This is a genomic window from Thermoflexus sp. (assembly GCF_042408365.1).
Taxonomy (GTDB): Bacteria; Chloroflexota; Anaerolineae; order Thermoflexales; family Thermoflexaceae; genus Thermoflexus.
In genome coordinates this window covers 1-15,727 of record NZ_JBHOQJ010000138.1, presented here as the reverse complement: position 1 = coordinate 15,727, position 15,727 = coordinate 1, and the positions used below count along the sequence as shown (strand labels likewise).

Annotated in this window: 19 protein-coding genes; 11 read left to right on the top strand and 8 right to left on the bottom strand. The window is 65.8% G+C overall.

The window, feature by feature from the left end:
* Both ACFMO5_RS06395 and ACFMO5_RS06390 read left to right on the top strand, forming a co-directional pair.
* A partial coding sequence (locus tag ACFMO5_RS06395; RefSeq protein ID WP_376791926.1) for a glycoside hydrolase family 66 protein occupies window positions 1–561 on the top strand: 561 nt, incomplete at its 5' end.
* 82 nt (window positions 562–643) lie between these two features.
* On the top strand, window positions 644–1,729 hold the full coding sequence (locus ACFMO5_RS06390; protein WP_376791925.1) for a glycoside hydrolase family 15 protein: 1,086 nt from the start codon (window positions 644–646) through the stop codon (window positions 1,727–1,729).
* A 90-nt stretch (window positions 1,730–1,819) separates the two neighbouring features.
* On the opposite strand, the gene ACFMO5_RS06385 is transcribed toward ACFMO5_RS06390, so the two are convergent.
* From ACFMO5_RS06385 to ACFMO5_RS06350, 8 genes are all read right to left on the bottom strand, one after another.
* Entirely contained in the window at window positions 1,820–2,644 is an 825-nt protein-coding gene (locus ACFMO5_RS06385) for a hypothetical protein (protein ID WP_376791924.1), read from the bottom strand.
* A 118-nt stretch (window positions 2,645–2,762) separates the two neighbouring features.
* Window positions 2,763–3,323: a GNAT family N-acetyltransferase gene (locus tag ACFMO5_RS06380; protein WP_376791923.1), complete on the bottom strand. Its 561-nt coding sequence runs from the start codon at window positions 3,321–3,323 to the stop codon at window positions 2,763–2,765.
* A 51-nt stretch (window positions 3,324–3,374) separates the two neighbouring features.
* The gene (locus ACFMO5_RS06375; protein ID WP_376791922.1) at window positions 3,375–4,262 is read right to left on the bottom strand and encodes an LLM class F420-dependent oxidoreductase; all 888 of its coding nucleotides are present in this window, start codon (window positions 4,260–4,262) and stop codon (window positions 3,375–3,377) included.
* A 63-nt stretch (window positions 4,263–4,325) separates the two neighbouring features.
* Complete coding sequence (locus tag ACFMO5_RS06370) at window positions 4,326–4,844, bottom strand: secondary thiamine-phosphate synthase enzyme YjbQ (RefSeq protein WP_376791921.1); 519 nt, start codon at window positions 4,842–4,844, stop codon at window positions 4,326–4,328.
* Between the two features lie 27 nt (window positions 4,845–4,871).
* Window positions 4,872–5,213: a MerR family transcriptional regulator gene (locus tag ACFMO5_RS06365; RefSeq protein ID WP_376791920.1), complete on the bottom strand. Its 342-nt coding sequence runs from the start codon at window positions 5,211–5,213 to the stop codon at window positions 4,872–4,874.
* 85 nt (window positions 5,214–5,298) lie between these two features.
* Entirely contained in the window at window positions 5,299–6,489 is a 1,191-nt protein-coding gene (locus ACFMO5_RS06360; protein ID WP_376791919.1) for a S1C family serine protease, read from the bottom strand.
* Between the two features lie 113 nt (window positions 6,490–6,602).
* Window positions 6,603–7,775 carry a S1C family serine protease gene (locus ACFMO5_RS06355; protein WP_376791918.1) on the bottom strand — a complete coding sequence of 391 codons (1,173 nt, stop codon included), beginning with the start codon at window positions 7,773–7,775 and terminating at the stop codon, window positions 6,603–6,605.
* A gap of 90 nt (window positions 7,776–7,865) precedes the next feature.
* Window positions 7,866–8,786, bottom strand: a complete 921-nt coding sequence (locus ACFMO5_RS06350; RefSeq protein WP_376791917.1) for a DnaJ C-terminal domain-containing protein — start codon at window positions 8,784–8,786, stop codon at window positions 7,866–7,868.
* A 385-nt stretch (window positions 8,787–9,171) separates the two neighbouring features.
* Between ACFMO5_RS06350 and ACFMO5_RS06345 the strand changes: the two genes are divergently transcribed.
* From ACFMO5_RS06345 to ACFMO5_RS06305, 9 genes are all read left to right on the top strand, one after another.
* On the top strand, window positions 9,172–9,468 hold the full coding sequence (locus tag ACFMO5_RS06345; protein ID WP_376791916.1) for a nucleotide pyrophosphohydrolase: 297 nt from the start codon (window positions 9,172–9,174) through the stop codon (window positions 9,466–9,468).
* Entirely contained in the window at window positions 9,465–10,247 is a 783-nt protein-coding gene (locus ACFMO5_RS06340) for a metallophosphoesterase (RefSeq protein ID WP_376791915.1), read from the top strand. Before ACFMO5_RS06345 ends, ACFMO5_RS06340 begins: the two co-directional genes overlap by 4 nt.
* A complete protein-coding gene (locus ACFMO5_RS06335; RefSeq protein ID WP_376791914.1) occupies window positions 10,186–11,061 on the top strand; it encodes a transcriptional regulator in 876 nt (291 codons plus the stop codon). The genes ACFMO5_RS06340 and ACFMO5_RS06335 overlap by 62 nt, the downstream gene beginning before the upstream one ends.
* Window positions 11,062–11,138: 77 nt before the next feature.
* Window positions 11,139–11,819, top strand: coding sequence for a c-type cytochrome (locus ACFMO5_RS06330; protein WP_376791913.1), 681 nt, complete (start codon window positions 11,139–11,141; stop codon window positions 11,817–11,819).
* 105 nt (window positions 11,820–11,924) lie between these two features.
* Complete coding sequence (gene tsaE, locus ACFMO5_RS06325) at window positions 11,925–12,416, top strand: tRNA (adenosine(37)-N6)-threonylcarbamoyltransferase complex ATPase subunit type 1 TsaE (RefSeq protein ID WP_376791912.1); 492 nt, start codon at window positions 11,925–11,927, stop codon at window positions 12,414–12,416.
* Between the two features lie 91 nt (window positions 12,417–12,507).
* Window positions 12,508–13,188 (top strand): tRNA (adenosine(37)-N6)-threonylcarbamoyltransferase complex dimerization subunit type 1 TsaB, encoded by a 681-nt coding sequence (gene tsaB, locus ACFMO5_RS06320; protein ID WP_376791911.1) that lies wholly within the window; start codon window positions 12,508–12,510, stop codon window positions 13,186–13,188.
* An 86-nt stretch (window positions 13,189–13,274) separates the two neighbouring features.
* Window positions 13,275–13,889 carry a ribosomal protein S18-alanine N-acetyltransferase gene (gene rimI / locus ACFMO5_RS06315; protein WP_376791910.1) on the top strand — a complete coding sequence of 205 codons (615 nt, stop codon included), beginning with the start codon at window positions 13,275–13,277 and terminating at the stop codon, window positions 13,887–13,889.
* 103 nt (window positions 13,890–13,992) lie between these two features.
* Window positions 13,993–14,739, top strand: a complete 747-nt coding sequence (locus tag ACFMO5_RS06310) for an HAD family hydrolase (protein WP_376791909.1) — start codon at window positions 13,993–13,995, stop codon at window positions 14,737–14,739.
* 248 nt (window positions 14,740–14,987) lie between these two features.
* Window positions 14,988–15,727: UbiA-like polyprenyltransferase (locus tag ACFMO5_RS06305; RefSeq protein WP_376791908.1), on the top strand; the 740-nt coding region annotated here is incomplete at its 3' end.

Sequence of the window (15,727 nt, the reverse complement as noted above, 5' to 3'; positions counted from 1 at the left end):
GCCGATGCGGTGATCTTCGCCAGCGGCGGCTACCACATCGAGCTGGGCGAGAGGGACCGCATGTTGGCCGATCCCTATTTCCCTAAACACCAGCCCCTGAGTGAGGACCTGAGGGAGGTACTGCGCCGCTATTACGATTTCGCCGTTCGTTACGAGAACGTGCTGGCCCTGGGAACCCAGGATAGCACGGATGAGGAGGCCAGGAGGGTGACAATCGAGGGAGTAAACACCGATCCCGAGCGGGCCTGCGGGAAGGTTTGGATCATTACCCGACAGGGTGGAGGTTTTGAAACCATCAGCTTGATCAACCTGTCGGATATCCCCAGCCCGGAGTGGAATCGTTTGTCGCCGATGCCCCCCACACCGTTAAACGAGCTGCGCGTCCGCTACCATACAGCGCGTGAAGTGAAACGAGTCTGGTTGGCCTCACCGGATTTCGCCACCCCTCGGGCCATGCTCCTGGAATTCGAGTCCGGTCAGGATACCCGAGGGAACTACATCGCATTCACCGTTCCCAGGCTGGAATATTGGGATCTTATCGTGATCGAGTTCGCAGGCTGAACGCTTGCGACCGGAATATGGGCTTCAGCTTCGACGTGCCCCCTAAACCCCAACTAGCTTATTTCGAGAGACGACCTTGGCGATGGATCTCTTTCAACACAGCGTTCACGTGATCACAGCCCACCAAGCCCCCACGGGGGCGTACGTCGCATCCCCCCATTTCCCCGTTTACCGGTATTCGTGGTTCCGGGACGGCGCCTTCATCGCCTACGCCATGGACCTGGCGGGCCAGCATGGGAGCGCGCGGAGCTTCCACGACTGGGCCATTCGCACGATCCTGCGCCACGCCCGCAAAGCTGAGCGGGCGATCGAGAAGGCGGCCCGCAGCGAACCGCTGGGCCAGGATTACCTCCACACCCGTTACACCTTGGAGGGGGAAGAGGGGCCCGAGGGATGGCCCGATTTCCAGCTGGACGGCTTCGGAACCTGGCTGTGGGCGCTGAGTGAGCACGTTCAGCGCACCGGGGTCTCGCTGACACCGGACGGGCAGGCAGCCGTGGCGCTGGCCGCCCGCTACCTGAGCGCTCTCTGGGCCCGGCCCTGTTACGACTTGTGGGAGGAGCACCCGCACTATCAGCATCCGTATACCCTGGCGGCGATCTACGCCGGCCTGCGCGCCGCGGGGACCTTGCTGGGAGCCGAGGGCCACGCCCTCATAGAGGTGGCGGAGCAGGTGCGTCGCTTCGTGTTGACCCACGGGGTCCAAGAAGGGCGCCTGGTCAAATACATCCCACCCGCCCCCGACCCCGCCTACCGGATCGATGCCAGCCTCGTGGGGGTGGCCACGCCCTATCGTCTGCTCCCCCCGGAGGATCCCCTCATGCGGGCCACGGTGGCCTCCATCGAGCGGGAGCTGCGCTGCCCGGGGGGCGGGGTCCATCGTTACCGGGCGGATACCTATTACGGTGGGGGGGAGTGGGTGTTGTTGGCCGCATGGCTGGGCTGGTATTATATGGAGGTCGCCGAGATCCAGCGGGCGCGGGAGCTCCTGGATTGGGTGGAGGCCCAGGCCGATGCGGAGGGCCATTTGCCCGAACAGGTGTCCGGGCACCTCCTCGCCCCCGAGCGCTACGGCGAATGGGAGGCGCGTTGGGGGCCGGTGGCCAAGCCCCTCCTCTGGTCCCACGCGAAGTACTTGATCCTCCGTTGCGCGCTTCAGTCCACCTAACCGCGTTCGGCTTTCCGTAATTTGAGGCAACAGGGGCCACCGAAAGCGGCCCCTGTTGTTCGTTTGGAGGGGAGATCCGCCGGGCCCCTTTCACCCCGCCACCCAGCGGGCGAGCAAGGCGACGAGCAGCCCGAGGCTTCCGAACTCCACCGCCACGCGGGGGGAGAGGGGGCGCCCCTGAAGGAACCAGAGGCTCATTTCCGCCAGCTCATAGGCCAGGATCATCCACCACAACCCCAGCGTGACCGGTGAAAGGGGCCAGTAGCGGAAGGCCGCCGCCACCGTCGCCATGCTCCACCCGATCAGGGCAGCGTACAGCCACCGCCGGCGCTCCGGGATCTCGGCTTCGACCAAGCGGGCCAGGGCGAGGCCGGCCGCCAGGACCCCGCTGATGAGCATGAGAAGCAGCGTCCGGAACCCGCTTTGGAGGATCCATACGATCGCTGCGAGGGTGACCAGATAGATCAAGGCCTGGGTCATGAGGGGAGTCACCAACTTCGAAACCCCTGTGGTCTCCAGGCGGTAGCGTTCGCCCAGCATGGCCAGGGTCAGCGCCAATCCGGCCAGCCCCAAGCCGATCAACCAGATCGGGCTGGGGGGGAGCTGCAAAGTGAACATCAACCCGCCCACCGCCACCCACATCGGGGTGATCAGGCGGCCGATCTGGCGCCAGGGCGCTTCCTCCCGGAAACGTGGATGGGATTGAAGGAGCGATTCCGTCCCGGTGGCGGCCAGGGCCGCGCTGAAAAGGCCGATCCAAACGGTCGGGGTCAGTCGAAACCCCAGCGGAGAGCCCAGGACCTGAAAAGCGATCTCCGGACCGTCCGGAGGGATGAGCCGGACCATCACCCATCCCAGGGTGATGAGGCTCACGGTAATCGGAATGGGAAGCCAGGAATGTTCATGGGTTTCCACGGTCTGTCCTCCTAACCTCCACATGGCACCCCCAAGGGGTGCCCCTACAAAGGATGCGAATGCCGCCTGTAGGGGCAGGCCCAAGGCCTGCCCGTCAGGGCGCCCACAAGGGGCGCCCCTACCTGATTGCACGGCGGGCGGCCTTCCATTCCCGATCCAGGATGGCGTAAACGACCAGATCCCCCCAGCGGTCGCTGTGGCGCTCGGCCTCCCTCAGAACGCCCTCCATCCGGAAGCCGAGGCGTTCGGGGATGGCCCGGCTCCGATGGTTCTCCGGGGCGACGCGGATCTCCACCCGGTGCAGCCCGCGGTCGAGGAACAAATCGTCGAGCACCGCCGTGACCGCGCGGGTCATGATCCCGCGGCCCTGGTGCCCCGCATCGAGCCAGTAGCCGATGGATGTGGACGCGTTCGCGCGATCGATCCCGTGGACGCCGATCACCCCGATGAGCGCCCCCTCCCGCCAGATCCCCAGCTCATAACCGCTCCCCCGGGCGAACCGCATCAGCCCTTCCTCGATGAAGGCCAGGCTGTCGACGACGTCCCTCACCCGATCGACCCAGGGCAACCACGGGCGCAAATGATCCCGGTTGCGATCGGTCAGGGCGAACAAAGATTCCGCGTGGTGGCGCTCCAGCAGGCGCAACCAAAGCCCTTCTCCGAGCGGATGTCCCAGCATCGCGCTCCTCCTTTGGAATCGTGCCTCCACCGTTTTTAGACGCCCATGCCTTTACGGGAGATGGGGCCGGAGCGCCATGAAGCGCTGCATCTGAGCGATCTGGGCTTCGGCGGAGGGCGCCTCGAAGGTGAGGATCACCCCATCCGCCCCCGCGTCCCGCAGCGCGTGCAGCCCCTGCAGGATCTGCTCCGCGGAGCCGGTCAAGCGCATCCGCCGCTCGCCGGTCGGTGAAGTGTACACCGGGGGAAGCTGGGAATCCAGGGCGATGTACATCCGGCAGACGACCGGGATCAGGCGCCCATGCGCCCATTCCCGAAGCTGCGCCACGCGCTGGCGGAGCGTCTCCGGGTCCAGGCCCACCGGATGCCAGGCGTCCCCCAGGCGGGCCGCCCGCCGCACCGCGGCCTCCGTGTTCCCCCCAATCCAAATCGGCGGGCCGCCGGGTTGTGCGGGGAGCGGCTCGAACACCGCGTCCTCGATCCGAAAGAAGCGGCCTTGGAAGCGCGGACGGGGGTTGGCCCACAGGGTGCGCATTAGAGCGATGCCTTCCTCCAGAAACCGAATGCGGCGTTGGAAGGAGGCCCCCAGGTTCTCGAACTCCCGGGCCAGCCATCCGGCGCCGATGCCCAGGATCAGGCGGCCGTTCGATAGTTGGTCCAGGGTGGCCGCCTGCTTGGCGACCAGCACCGGGTTGCGCAGCCCGAGGAGCAGGATCGAGGTCCCCAGCCGAATGCGCTGGGTCAGCGCGGCCACGTAGGCCAGGGTGGTCCAGGTCTCGAAGATGCGGCCGTAGGGCTCGTAATGCGCCTCCGGCACCAGGATGTGATCCGTGGTCCAGATGGAATCGAACCCCAAAGCTTCTGCGGCCTGGGCTACCTCGCGGATCGCCTCAGGCGACGAAGCCCGTCCGTAATTCGGCAGACATACGCCCAGGTGCATCGTTCCCGATCCTTGTGCGTGGGATGGTTGAAGGTGATCCGGCCTGAAGGACAGCCGAGCATGTTACGTGATCCCGACGATCTTCACCAAGACCCGTTTGCGGCGCTGGCCGTCGAACTCCGCGTAAAAGACCTCCTGCCACGGGCCCAGATCCAGATCGCCGTTGGTGATCGGGACGATCACTTCGTGATGGAGAAGCAGGCTCTTGAGATGGGCGTCCGCGTTGTCCTCGCCGGTGCGGTGGTGGCGGTAATCCGCACGAAAGGGCGCCAGACGGTCCAGCAGCTCCATCATATCCTGCATGATCCCCTCTTCGTGATCGTTCACGTAAACCGCTGCCGTGATGTGCATGGCGCTGACCAGGGCGAAGCCCTCGCGGACCCCGCTTTCCTGCACGGCCCGTCGCAGGCGGTCGGTCAAGCGAATGATCGCGCGCCGCTCCCGGGTCTGGAACCAAAGGTAGAGGGTGAGGGCCCGATAAGGCCCGTTCTCGTAACGGCGGACCTCTTCTTTGACGAGGTTTTCAGCGAGCGGCGCGTCCAGTTCCACCGGTCGGTTGTCGCTCACAATGCGCAAGGTCATTCAAACCTCCCATCGCTCATCGTGGCTTCAGTCATAGGGTGTGGGTGGCTCCACGCCGTGGAGCGCGCGGAGCCGTTCAATTTCCGCCTGGAGGGCGGCGATTTGCTCCCGCAGGCGGAGGATGATCTCCACGCCGGCCAGGTTGACGCCCAGCCGTGTCAGCTCCACGATCTGACGCAACCGCTCCACATCCCGCTCCGAGTACAACCGGATCCTCCCCCGGACCCGCCGGGGGGAGATCAGGCCGATGGCCTCGTAATAGCGGATGGTCTGGGGGTGCAGCTGCACCATCGCCGCCACCACCCCGATCCGATAGCGCGGCTCATCCTCATCGACCACCTCGACCGGGAAAGCTCGAGCCTCCATCATCCGCCTCACCTCCCGGCTCCTGCGATGGGCAAAGGAGCGAACCGGCGCTTTGGTGCGATGCGATGAAAACGAATGGCCCCCGCGTTTACCTGACGGGGCGTTCCCCCAGCCGGACCGTCAGCGTTTGCGGGCGGCCGTCGCGCACGATGGAGAGGGTCACGGTATCCCCCACGCGCTTGTAGTTCTCCAGATAGATCACCAGGTCGTCCACCCGCCGCATGGGGCGATCGTCGATCGCGGTGATGATGTCCCCGCCCAGGTACACATCGCCGAAGCGGGTGCGCACCCGCTGGGTCGCCCCGCGCAGCCCGGCTTGATCGGCCGGGCTGCCGGGCACCACCTGCACGGTCAGCAGGCCGTGGTCCACCGGCAGGCGGAAGGCTTCGGCGAAGGCCGGCGTGATCTCGAAGAACGAGGCCCCTAACCAGGGGTGCGGGTAACGCCCGCGCGCGATCAGCTCCGGGACCACCCGCTTGATGGTGTTCACTGGAATGGCGAACCCGATCCCGATCGAGCCGCCGCTGGGGGAGCGGATCGCCGTGTTGATCCCGATCACTCGCCCCTCCAGGTCCAGCAACGGCCCGCCGGAGTTGCCCGGGTTGATGGCCGCGTCGGTCTGGATCACCTCGCCCAGAGGGCGGTCGGAGAGCTCCAGGGTGCGGCCCAGCGCGCTGATGACCCCCACCGTCATGGTGCGATCCAGGCCGAAGGGGTTGCCGATGGCGATCGCCCATTGCCCGACCTGCAGCCGCGAGGAGTCCCCCAGGGTCACCGGCATCAGCTTCTCCCGGGGCGCCCGGATCCGGAGCACGGCCAGGTCGTTGTAAGCGTCCGCCCCCACCAGGACGGCGGAGTATGTGGCGCCGTCGGCGAGGATCACCTCGATCTGATCGGCGCCCTCCACCACATGGTTGTTGGTGACGATGTGGCCTTCCGAATCCCACACGAACCCCGACCCGGTGCCCTCCTGGTAGATCGGGCCTCGGAACAGATCGAAGGCGGTGGCCCGGGTGGTGATGTGGACCACCGATGGGCTGACCCGCTGGTACACCGAGATGAAGGCGGCCTCCAAGGCCCGGGCTTCAGAGAGGGCCCCCGCCGGGATGGGCGTCGGGGTGGGGGACGGAGTGGGAGGGGCGGAGGGCGGAAGCCACGCTCCGCCCGTGGGCTGCGTCAGCGCCGCCCGAGCCCATAGAAGCGCGCCGGCCGTCGCCGCCGCGCAACCCCCGACGACCAGCAGCAGCCCGACCAGGACCAACCACAAGGTGCGTCGCATCCCCTGAACTCCTCGTCTTAGAATCTCAAAGGTTGAGCGGAACGGTCACAACGGTAACACCCCACTCCGGCGCTCACGCGCCCCCCGATTCGCCCCCGGGCCGGCGTGCCTCATCATTGTGCGGGCCGCTCCTCCAGGGTCACCTGGACCTGCCTTTCCTGTCCATCCCGTAGGATCGTTAAGGTCACGGTCTGCCCGACCTCGGTGCGGTTGACTAGGTAGGAAACCAGCTCATCGAACGAGGAGACCGGATGGCCGTCGATGGCGGTGATGATGTCCCCGCCCAGCAAGACCGTAACCCCCCGAACCAGGACCTCGCGGCTGCCGCCCCGCAGGCCGGCCCGGGCGGCCGGCCCATCGGGGACGACCTCCTGGATCAAGACGCCGCGGGCGGTGGGGACATCATACCCCCGCGCCCGGAGCTCGGCGAGGGAGATCGCGCCGGTGGAGGTGATCCCCAGGTAGGGGTAGCGGGCCCGGCCGTTTTGAATCAGTTGGGGGACCACGCGTTTGACCGTGTTCACGGGGATCGCGAACCCGATGCCGATGTTGGCTGTCCCGACGTTGGGATCGGTGCGGATGGCCGAGTTCACCCCGATCACCCGCCCCTGCAGGTCCACCAGCGGCCCGCCGGAGTTGCCCGGGTTGATGGCCGCGTCGGTCTGGATCACGTCCGGGATCTGGAAGCGGGTCGGCGTCTCCAGCGCCCGGCCGAGGGCGCTGATGATCCCCAGGGTCATCGTCCCCCGCAGCCCGAAGGGGTTGCCGATGGCCACCACCTTCTGGCCCACCCGGAGGGTGTCCGAGTCCCCCAGCTCCGCAGGGCGCAGCAGCTGGGCGGGCGCCTCGACGCGGATCACCGCCAGATCGCTGTAGATATCCCTCCCGACGACCTGGGCCTTCACCACCGTGCCGTCGTAGAACGTCACCCAGATCTCCTGGGCCTGTTCCACAACGTGATTGTTGGTCACGATATGTCCCTGCGTGTCGTAGATGAACCCAGAGCCGCTCCCAAAGATGGAGGCCTCCGCCCCTTCCACGTCGATGTTCACCACGGAGGGCAACACCTTTTGGTAGATGGCGACCAGGCGTTGCTCCTCTTCATCCAGCCCGGAAGGGATCGGCGGAGGGGTGGGAGGGGGTCCAGCAGGGACCACCGCCGCTCCGCCGGGAGGGGGCGTCGGGGTGACGAAGATCAGCTCCCGAAAAGGGAGAGGCCGGCATCCGCTGAACACCAGGAGCAGCCCGGCGAGAACCCACATCCCGTGTCGAATTCGCAAGCCCATGGCTGATCGCTCCGCGGAGGTTTTCAGGCCTGGTTGAAAGTCGCCCTCCCGACCACATCGCCGGAGGTTCGCGTTCGCCGGCATTACCGGCTACCGGCTCCGGCGCAGGCGGGCCAGTTCCGCAAACAGCTCGCGCTCCCGGGGGGTCAGGTTCCGGGGCAATTCCACCAAGACCCGGAGGTAAAGATCCCCCCGTTCGCCCGGATGGTGGGGGGAAGGCATGCCTTCCCCCCGCAGGCGGATCAACGTGCCGTTTTGCGTCTCCGGTGGAATATGCACCATCAGGGTCCGGCCGTCCAGATGGCGGAAGGGAACCTCGCCTCCGAGAACGGCCGTGTAGAGATCAATGGTCAACGAGGCGTAAAGATCCTGGTCTCGCTGTTCAAAGCGGGGATGAGGAGCGACCTCCACGACCAGGTATAGATCCCCCGGGGGGGCGCCATAACCTGGCTCCCCAGCCCCCGGAACCCGGACCCGGGAGCCGGTTCGCACCCCTGGCGGGATCCGGACCTCCAGACGTCGTCCATCCCGGGTGCGGACGATCCGGGTGGTCCCTTGGAAGGCCTCCTCCAGCGTGAGGGTCACGGGCTGCTCGATATCCCGGCCCCGAACCCGGGTGGCTGTCCATCCGCGGCTGCGCCGGGGCATCCCGCCGAACAGCATCTCGAAGAAGTCCGAGAACCCGGAGAGCAGATCCTCCAAGTCCCCGACCTCCACCCGCACCCGACCGGGCTGGACCCATGGGGACCAATCGAACTGGCGGGGGTCGTAGCCGGCCCGGCGCCAGGCCTCATACTGGCGGCGGAGCTCATCGTATTTGCGGCGCTTCTCCGGATCGGAGAGCACTTCATACGCCTCGTTGATCTCCTTGAACTTCTCCTCCGCCGCTTTGTCCCCCGGGTTCACGTCGGGGTGGTATTGCCGGGCTAGCTTCCGATAAGCCCGCTTGATCTCCTCCTCGGTGGCGTCCGGACGAACCCCTAGAATCGCGTAGTAATCTTTGAACTCCATCGCGCGGCCTCAGGTCCCACGGATTCGGTTCCTGTGCTCAGTTTTTGATTTTACAACTAAGGCGCTGGAGAATAGACTTTATGCGTGATCGTCGCGCTCTGGCGCTTGTCCTCTAAATCCCTAATGAGTGCTTTGTCCGTTTTTAACTTTGGGGTTTTCGGGGGCCGTTTGGAGTAAGGCGCTTGAGCGCCCGTTCTTGGCCATCGGCCCAGCCGAACGATTTTTTCTCTCCCCTCCCCGCAGCCCCAAGGGCCGCAGGGAAGGGAGAGGAAGGAGAGGGGGGGCATTCGCTCCCTCCACCACATCCCCAAAACGAATGCGGAGGATGCACGAGAGGCTAGGGAGGAGTGGGATCTTGAGATGCGTGTCTTCGCGAGGAGGGGCGATGGACTTGCGCGCACTCGAACAGGCGATGGAACAATTCGTCACCGCGAAAGGCTGGTATCGGCCGGATTCGCCCCGGCCCCAGACCCCTCGCAACCTGGCGATCTCGCTGGTGCTGGAGGCGGCGGAGGTGCTGGAGCTCTTCCAGTGGAAGGAGGTCGCGGACCGGGAGGCGCTGGCCGAGGAGCTGGCGGATGTGATGCTCTATCTGCTGCAGCTGGCCCGCCTGCACGATATCGATCTGGGCGAGGCTGTGATGGCGAAATTGTCCCGAAACTATCAACGGGAATGGCCATGAGCGAGGGGCGCCGGCTCCGCATCCTGGCGGTCTCCGATCAAGCGATGGAGGCGTTGTACACGCCGCAGGCTCGGGAATGGCTCTCCCCGATCCATCTGATCCTTTCGTGCGGGGATCTACCATATGGATATTTAGAGTTCCTGATGGAGCTGTTCAACGCGCCGCTCTTCTACGTGCATGGAAATCACGACGGGCCGGAGCTCCTTGCCGATGGACGGGTGCGCTATGCGCCGGAGGGCGGCCAGAACCTCGATGGGAAAGTGATGTGGGAGCAGGGCTTGCTGTTGGGCGGGCTGGAGGGTTCCCGACGCTATCACCCGGAGGGCCGTTATCAATACTCCGAGGAGGAGATGTGGCTCCGGGTCTTTCGCATGGTTCCGCTTTTGCTTTGGAACCGGCGTCGCTACGGGCGGGCGGTGGATCTCTTCATCGCCCATGCGCCGCCCCGCGCCATCGGCGATGGGGCGGACCTGGCCCATCGGGGTTTCTCCGCTTTCCGGTGGCTGATTCAACGCTTCCGTCCCCGCTATTTTCTGCACGGACATCTGCACTTTTACGGGCCCCGTCCGATCACTCCGATCGGCCCGACCTTGGTGATCAACGTATTTCCCTATTATGTGCTGGAAATCGAGGTGAAAGATGTGGGAGACTCCGCATGGCCCCGAACCGGCCGCCGCCGAGGTCGTTGCCCGGTATCGACGGGCACGCCTTCAGGCGATGCTCCGGAGCCTCATCGCCCGCCTGACCGGGCGTCCGAACCGGCTGCTGGCCTTCGATGAGGTGAAAGAGAAACTGAGCCTGCGGGGCTCGGTCTATCGAGGCCTCCGGCGGGTTCCGCTGGATCACATCGTCGGCAGCGTCAACCGCTACCAGGACTTCGACCGGGCCTTCCTGCCCATCCGCTCCCATATGGCCGACCGTTGGGTCGCGGTCGGCACGATCCTCTTTCAGGAGGCCAGCCTCCCGCCCGTTCGGCTCTATCAGGTGGGGGAAGCCTACTTCGTCCTGGACGGCCACCACCGGATCTCTGCGGCTCGGGCGCTGGGCTGGACGGAGATCGAGGCGGAGGTCATCGAGGTGCGGTGCCGCGTGCCGGTCGGGCCGGATCTCCGGGCGGAGGATCTGGAGATCCTCCACGAATATGAGGAATTCTTGGAACGAACCCACCTGGATCTCCTCCGCCCGGAGGCGGACATCCGCTTCACCATCGCTGGGGGGTATCACCGCCTGCTGGAGCATATCGCGGTGCATCGTTATTTCATGGGCCTCGAACAGGGCCGTGAGATTCCCGAGGACGAGGCGGTGGCCCACTGGTATGACACGGTTTATCTGCCGGTGGTGGAAACCGTCCGCGAGCACCGGCTGTTGGAGGATTTCCCAGGGCGGACCGAGGCCGATCTCTATCTGTGGATCATGGATCACCTGTATTATCTCCGGGAGATCTACGGCCCAACGGTCGATCCGGAGACAGCGGCGCTCAGCTACGCGGACCAATTCGCTGCGCACCCCATTCGGCGTCTGGTGAACGAGCTTCGCCGGGCGATCGAAGCGATGGGCGACCTCCCGCCGATGGAAATCGAGCCGAAGGCGTGAAAAAGGATCCCACTCTAGGTTTGAGGGATGGGGTGGCCGCCGAAGGCGGTCTTCCCGCCCGATCGCGGAGGTTGAAGATGGGCGCGCAGGCTTTCTCCATGCATCGGTGGGGGATCCGCCGGGCCAGGCTGCTTCCCGTAGCGTGGTGGGGGGTAGCCCTGGGGATGCTGGGGTTGGCCTTCTGGGTTCCCGTTGGTCCCGCCCGTGCCTACCAGGAGAAAGAAGCGGAGCGCGGGGCGGCCGTCTTCGCCCGCCGATGTTCCACCTGTCACGGGGACCGGGGGCAGGGGCTGACCGATGAATGGCGGGCGACCTGGCCGCCGACCCATCAAAATTGCTGGAAAGCGAATTGCCACGGACCCCAGCCTTATCCTGAAAACGGCTTCACGCTTCCGCGCGTTGTCCCGGCGTTGATCGGGCCGAACACCCTTCGGCGGTTCGCGACGGCGGCGGATCTCTACGCTTACATCCGCGCCCGCATGCCATTCCACGCGCCGGGGAGTCTGGCGGAAGAGGACTACCGGGCGGTTACCGCCTTCCTGCTCCAACAACATGGGATCCCGGCGGACGATCAACCCTTTGATCCGGAAGCCGCCCAGCGGATCCCCCTTGGCCGAGCGGTTCCACGGGAGGAGGGGGTGCTCGGAAGGATCCGCCATGCGTTCAGCCCACAGGATCTGCCCTGGTGGGCGGGGGGGATTGTTGGGTTCGCCGGCCTTGTGGGGGGAGCTCTCTGGTGGCTTCGCCGGCGCAGGTGAACGGGTGGGGCCGTTCCGATTGGGGGGCGCCTCTCCAAAAGGCATTCGCATCCTGAGGTAAGGGCACCCCTTGTGGGTGCCCTCCCCATAGCCGGAGGGGGCTGAATGGCCGCGGTGCGGGTTCTGGAGCGGGTGTCCACGAACGAAGCGATGACGCGGCGGATGGGGGCCGCTTTAGGGCGCCGGCTTCAGCCCGGCGACATTGTAGCCGTTCAGGGCCCCTTGGGGGCCGGGAAGACTCGGTTCATCCAGGGTTTGGCGGAGGGCCTGGGGGTCACCGAACCGGTTCAAAGCCCGTCGTTCATTCTGATCCAGGCGTATCCGCTGCCCGAGGGAGGGAAGTTTTATCACGTCGATCTTTACCGGCTGGAAGACCCGGACGCGGTGTGGTCCCTAGGCTTATGGGATCTGTTTGAAGAGTCCGCGATCATCGCCATCGAGTGGCCGGAGCGGGCGGCCGGGTTGCTCCTCGAGCCCTATCTTCGGGTGACGATCCTCCCCGCCGGGGAGACCGTGCGTTGCATCCGGATCGAAGCGGTAGGGGATTTCCCCTTCGAGCGTCTGGAGGCGCTTCGAGCGTTGGAGGGCGTAGAATGAACCTGCTCCCGCGGTAAAACCCGTATCCGTGGGGAAACGAGCGCCCAGGAAGTTATCCTTCAGCCGCGAGGCCGGGTGGGGGGATTTCGAGTTGAAGAAGAACCGGGGCTATCTACTAGCGTTGGATACCGCGACCTTGGGGCTGGCGCTGGCGCTCTCCGATGGGGCGGAGTGGGTAGCCGTGGCCTACTGGCGGACGGCGGACCGGCACACGGCGGACCTGATCCAGCGCTGCCAGGATGTGATGGCGAAGGCTCATCTGACCCCGGAGGATCTGGTCGCCGTGGCGGTGGTGAGCGGGCCGGGCTCGTTCACCGGGCTGCGGGCCGGGATCGCGGCGGCCAAGGGGTTGGCGATGGCGCTGGACCGCCCGTTGTTCGGGATCGGGACAGAGGAAGCCATGCTGGCGGATCTCCCCCCTTGGATGGAAACTCTGGATGTGATCCTTCCGGCAGGGAGGGGACGGTTGGCGTTGCGCCGGTACCGGTGGGCGGAGCGATGGGTGCCGGGGGGAGAACCTGTGCTGACGACCGCGGAGGCGCTAGTTGCTTCCTGGACCCCTGGGGTTTGGCTGGTCGGGGAATGGACCGCGCGGGATCATGAGGTGCTGGCGCGACCTCCCGTCGCGGCCTGGCTGGTCCCCCGGGATGGACCATCCCGGGCGATGGGAGCGGCCCGGCTGGCCTGGGCCCGATATCAGGCGGGAGAACGGCCGGACCCGGCCCTGCTGCGCCCGACCTATCTGCGCACCCCCAGCGTCCCCGAGGGGTAAATAAGTAGGGCCAGCCGAGGGCCTGGAGGGCAGGGCCTCCCTCGTCTGCTCCTTCGGGGGCCGAGCCTGAAACACGTGAGGTGAAAATGCCTGCCCTGAAGATCCCGGAGTCGGTGCCTTTCCAAATCGACCCGATGCGGTGGGAAGATATCACGGAGGTGATGGAGATCGAGCGGCGCGCGTTTTCCATGCCATGGCCGATACGCGCGTACGAGCAGGAGATTCTGCGGAACCCGAATGCCCATTATTTGGTCCTACGGCCCCGTGAGGTCCGCGCGGCGGTGCCCGCTCTTCCTCCACAACGGTTGCCGATCCTGGGTTACGGGGGCTTCTGGCTGGTGCCGGATGAGGCCCATGTCAGCACCATCGCCATCGATGCCCCATGGCGGGGCCGCGGCCTGGGGGAGCTGATGTTTCTGGCCCTGGTCGAGGAAGCCATCGCCCTGGGCGCCAACCTGATCACCTTGGAGGTCCGGGCCTCCAATTTCGTGGCCCAGAACCTCTATCGGAAGTTCGGACTGGAGATCACGGGCCGCCGGCCGCGCTATTATCGGGATAACAATGAGGATGCCCTGCTGATGACCGTTGAGGGGGTGCGCTCCCCCGCTTATCGGGAGCGGCTGGAGGCGCTGAAGGCCCAGCTTTGGGCCCGGTTGCGATCCGCCGGTCCGATTCCCATTCACCGCTCCGGGGCGAACTGAGAGGCGGTGGGAGGGAGCGTTCCCCTTTCCCCCTAAGGGAAAAAGGCGCCGAAGGCGGTGGGACCATTTGACCTGAACCTCATGCTTCAGCGAGGGATTATCAATGAGGATCCGTGGCTGCATCTTCGATCTCGGTCATACTCTGATCGAGCTTCCGGCGAATCCGGAGGAATTACGTCAGGAAATGTTCGCCGCGGCGCTTGGGGTGTTACGCCGGCATGGCATACGGATCGAAGAGACGGCCTTCGTGGACACGGTGGAGCGCTGGATGGCCCGCCGGTATGGGCGCTGGCAGGAGGATTGGCGGGAATATCCGCTGGTGGAGACCTTCGCGCTCGCCCTCGATGAGATGGGCCACCCCGGGTTATCTAAGGAAGTTGTTCGGGAGGTGGTGCGGGCTTTCCTCGCCCCGCAAGAGGCCCGCTGGCAGCCTTTCCCGGATACCTTCTCGACGCTGGAGGCGCTTCAGCGCCGGGGCTGCCGGCTGGCCCTGCTCACCAATTCGGGCGATGCGGATCACTCCTGGCGGCTGATCGATCGGTTCGGCCTACGCCGTTACTTCGATCCCATCGTGATCTCCGCCGCCGTCGGATGGCGGAAGCCGCATCCCTCCCTCTTCTTAAGGATTGCGGAGGCATGGGCGCTTCCCCCGCAGGCGATCGCGGTCGTTGGGGATCTGCTGGAGGCGGATATCCAGGGCGCCCATCTGGCCGGGATGCGCGGGATCTGGGCGGCGATGTCCGGCGGCCCCCCACCGCCCTCAAGCCATGTTCGACCGGACGCCACGATTCGCTCGTTGAGCGAGCTCGTGGCCGTTCTGGACCGCTGGGAGGATGGCTCCGAACCATAGGCGACAAGGAGGTGCAGGGGCGGGGCCGGATTCCTTCGTGGGTAGCAGCAGATGTCCTTTACGCCGATTGGAAATCGGCCTCCTGGAGCGCTGCGTGCCCTACGTTTGCCTCCGCGGGCGCGGAAGATCCCGGTCGGCGTAGGCCGACCGTTGGCCGAAGGCCTGAAACGGGCGATTTCAATCGACGCAGCATCAGCGCCTGTATCACCACGGCGCAACAACGTAGACCTTGCGGAGGGATCCATCGGATGTGGCGGGGGTTGAGGATCTTCCTGGAGGCGATCAAATTCGAGCACACGGTTTTTGCGTTGCCCTTCGCCTACATCGGCATGCTGCTGGCGGCGAGGGGCTGGCCGCGCTGGGAGCAGGTCTTCTGGATCACGGTGGCGATGGCGGCGGCCCGCACCCTGGCGATGAGCATGAACCGCTTGGCGGATCGGGAGTACGATGCGCGGAATCCCCGCACGGCGAATCGGCCGTTGCCTCGCGGCTTGCTTCGGCCGGGAGCCATGAAGCTGGCGGTGGGGATTTCAGGGGTTGTGCTGGTGATCGCCGCCTGGGCGCTGAACCCGCTGTGCGTGGCGCTGCTTCCCGGCGCCCTGGTGTTTCTGATCGGCTATCATTACACCAAGCGTTTCACCTGGCTCAGCCACTGGATCCTGGGGTTCACGGATGGCCTGGCCCCCATGGGCGCCTGGATCGCCCTCCGCGGCTCTTTCTGGAAGCCGGAGGATCTGCCGGCCTGGATCCTGGTCGCCGCCGTCACCTTATGGATCGCCGGGTTCGATCTGATTTACGCCTGCCAGGATGTGGACTTCGACCGCCGGGAGGGGCTCCACAGCGTCCCGGCCCGCTTCGGGGTGCCGATGGCGCTCCGGTTGGCCCGCCTGAACCATCTGGGGATGCTTGCCCTCTTGATCGGCCTGGGCCTCGGGCTCCGGCTGGGATGGCCGTACTGGCTCGGCCTCGGTGCGGTGGCCGCCCTTTT

Coding starts and splice junctions, on each gene's coding strand:
- ACFMO5_RS06380 (WP_376791923.1), bottom strand. CDS start 3,323: ATGCTGGGACATCCGCTCGGAGAAGGGCTTTGGTTGCGCCTGCTGGAG.
- ACFMO5_RS06350 (WP_376791917.1), bottom strand. CDS start 8,786: ATGGAGTTCAAAGATTACTACGCGATTCTAGGGGTTCGTCCGGACGCC.
- ACFMO5_RS06355 (WP_376791918.1), bottom strand. CDS start 7,775: ATGGGCTTGCGAATTCGACACGGGATGTGGGTTCTCGCCGGGCTGCTC.
- ACFMO5_RS06375 (WP_376791922.1), bottom strand. CDS start 4,262: ATGCACCTGGGCGTATGTCTGCCGAATTACGGACGGGCTTCGTCGCCT.
- ACFMO5_RS06390 (WP_376791925.1), top strand. CDS start 644: ATGGATCTCTTTCAACACAGCGTTCACGTGATCACAGCCCACCAAGCC.
- ACFMO5_RS06365 (WP_376791920.1), bottom strand. CDS start 5,213: ATGATGGAGGCTCGAGCTTTCCCGGTCGAGGTGGTCGATGAGGATGAG.
- ACFMO5_RS06310 (WP_376791909.1), top strand. CDS start 13,993: ATGAGGATCCGTGGCTGCATCTTCGATCTCGGTCATACTCTGATCGAG.
- ACFMO5_RS06340 (WP_376791915.1), top strand. CDS start 9,465: ATGAGCGAGGGGCGCCGGCTCCGCATCCTGGCGGTCTCCGATCAAGCG.
- ACFMO5_RS06345 (WP_376791916.1), top strand. CDS start 9,172: ATGGACTTGCGCGCACTCGAACAGGCGATGGAACAATTCGTCACCGCG.
- ACFMO5_RS06335 (WP_376791914.1), top strand. CDS start 10,186: ATGCTCCGGAGCCTCATCGCCCGCCTGACCGGGCGTCCGAACCGGCTG.
- ACFMO5_RS06360 (WP_376791919.1), bottom strand. CDS start 6,489: ATGCGACGCACCTTGTGGTTGGTCCTGGTCGGGCTGCTGCTGGTCGTC.
- rimI (WP_376791910.1), top strand. CDS start 13,275: ATGCCTGCCCTGAAGATCCCGGAGTCGGTGCCTTTCCAAATCGACCCG.
- tsaE (WP_376791912.1), top strand. CDS start 11,925: ATGGCCGCGGTGCGGGTTCTGGAGCGGGTGTCCACGAACGAAGCGATG.
- ACFMO5_RS06330 (WP_376791913.1), top strand. CDS start 11,139: ATGGGCGCGCAGGCTTTCTCCATGCATCGGTGGGGGATCCGCCGGGCC.
- ACFMO5_RS06370 (WP_376791921.1), bottom strand. CDS start 4,844: ATGACCTTGCGCATTGTGAGCGACAACCGACCGGTGGAACTGGACGCG.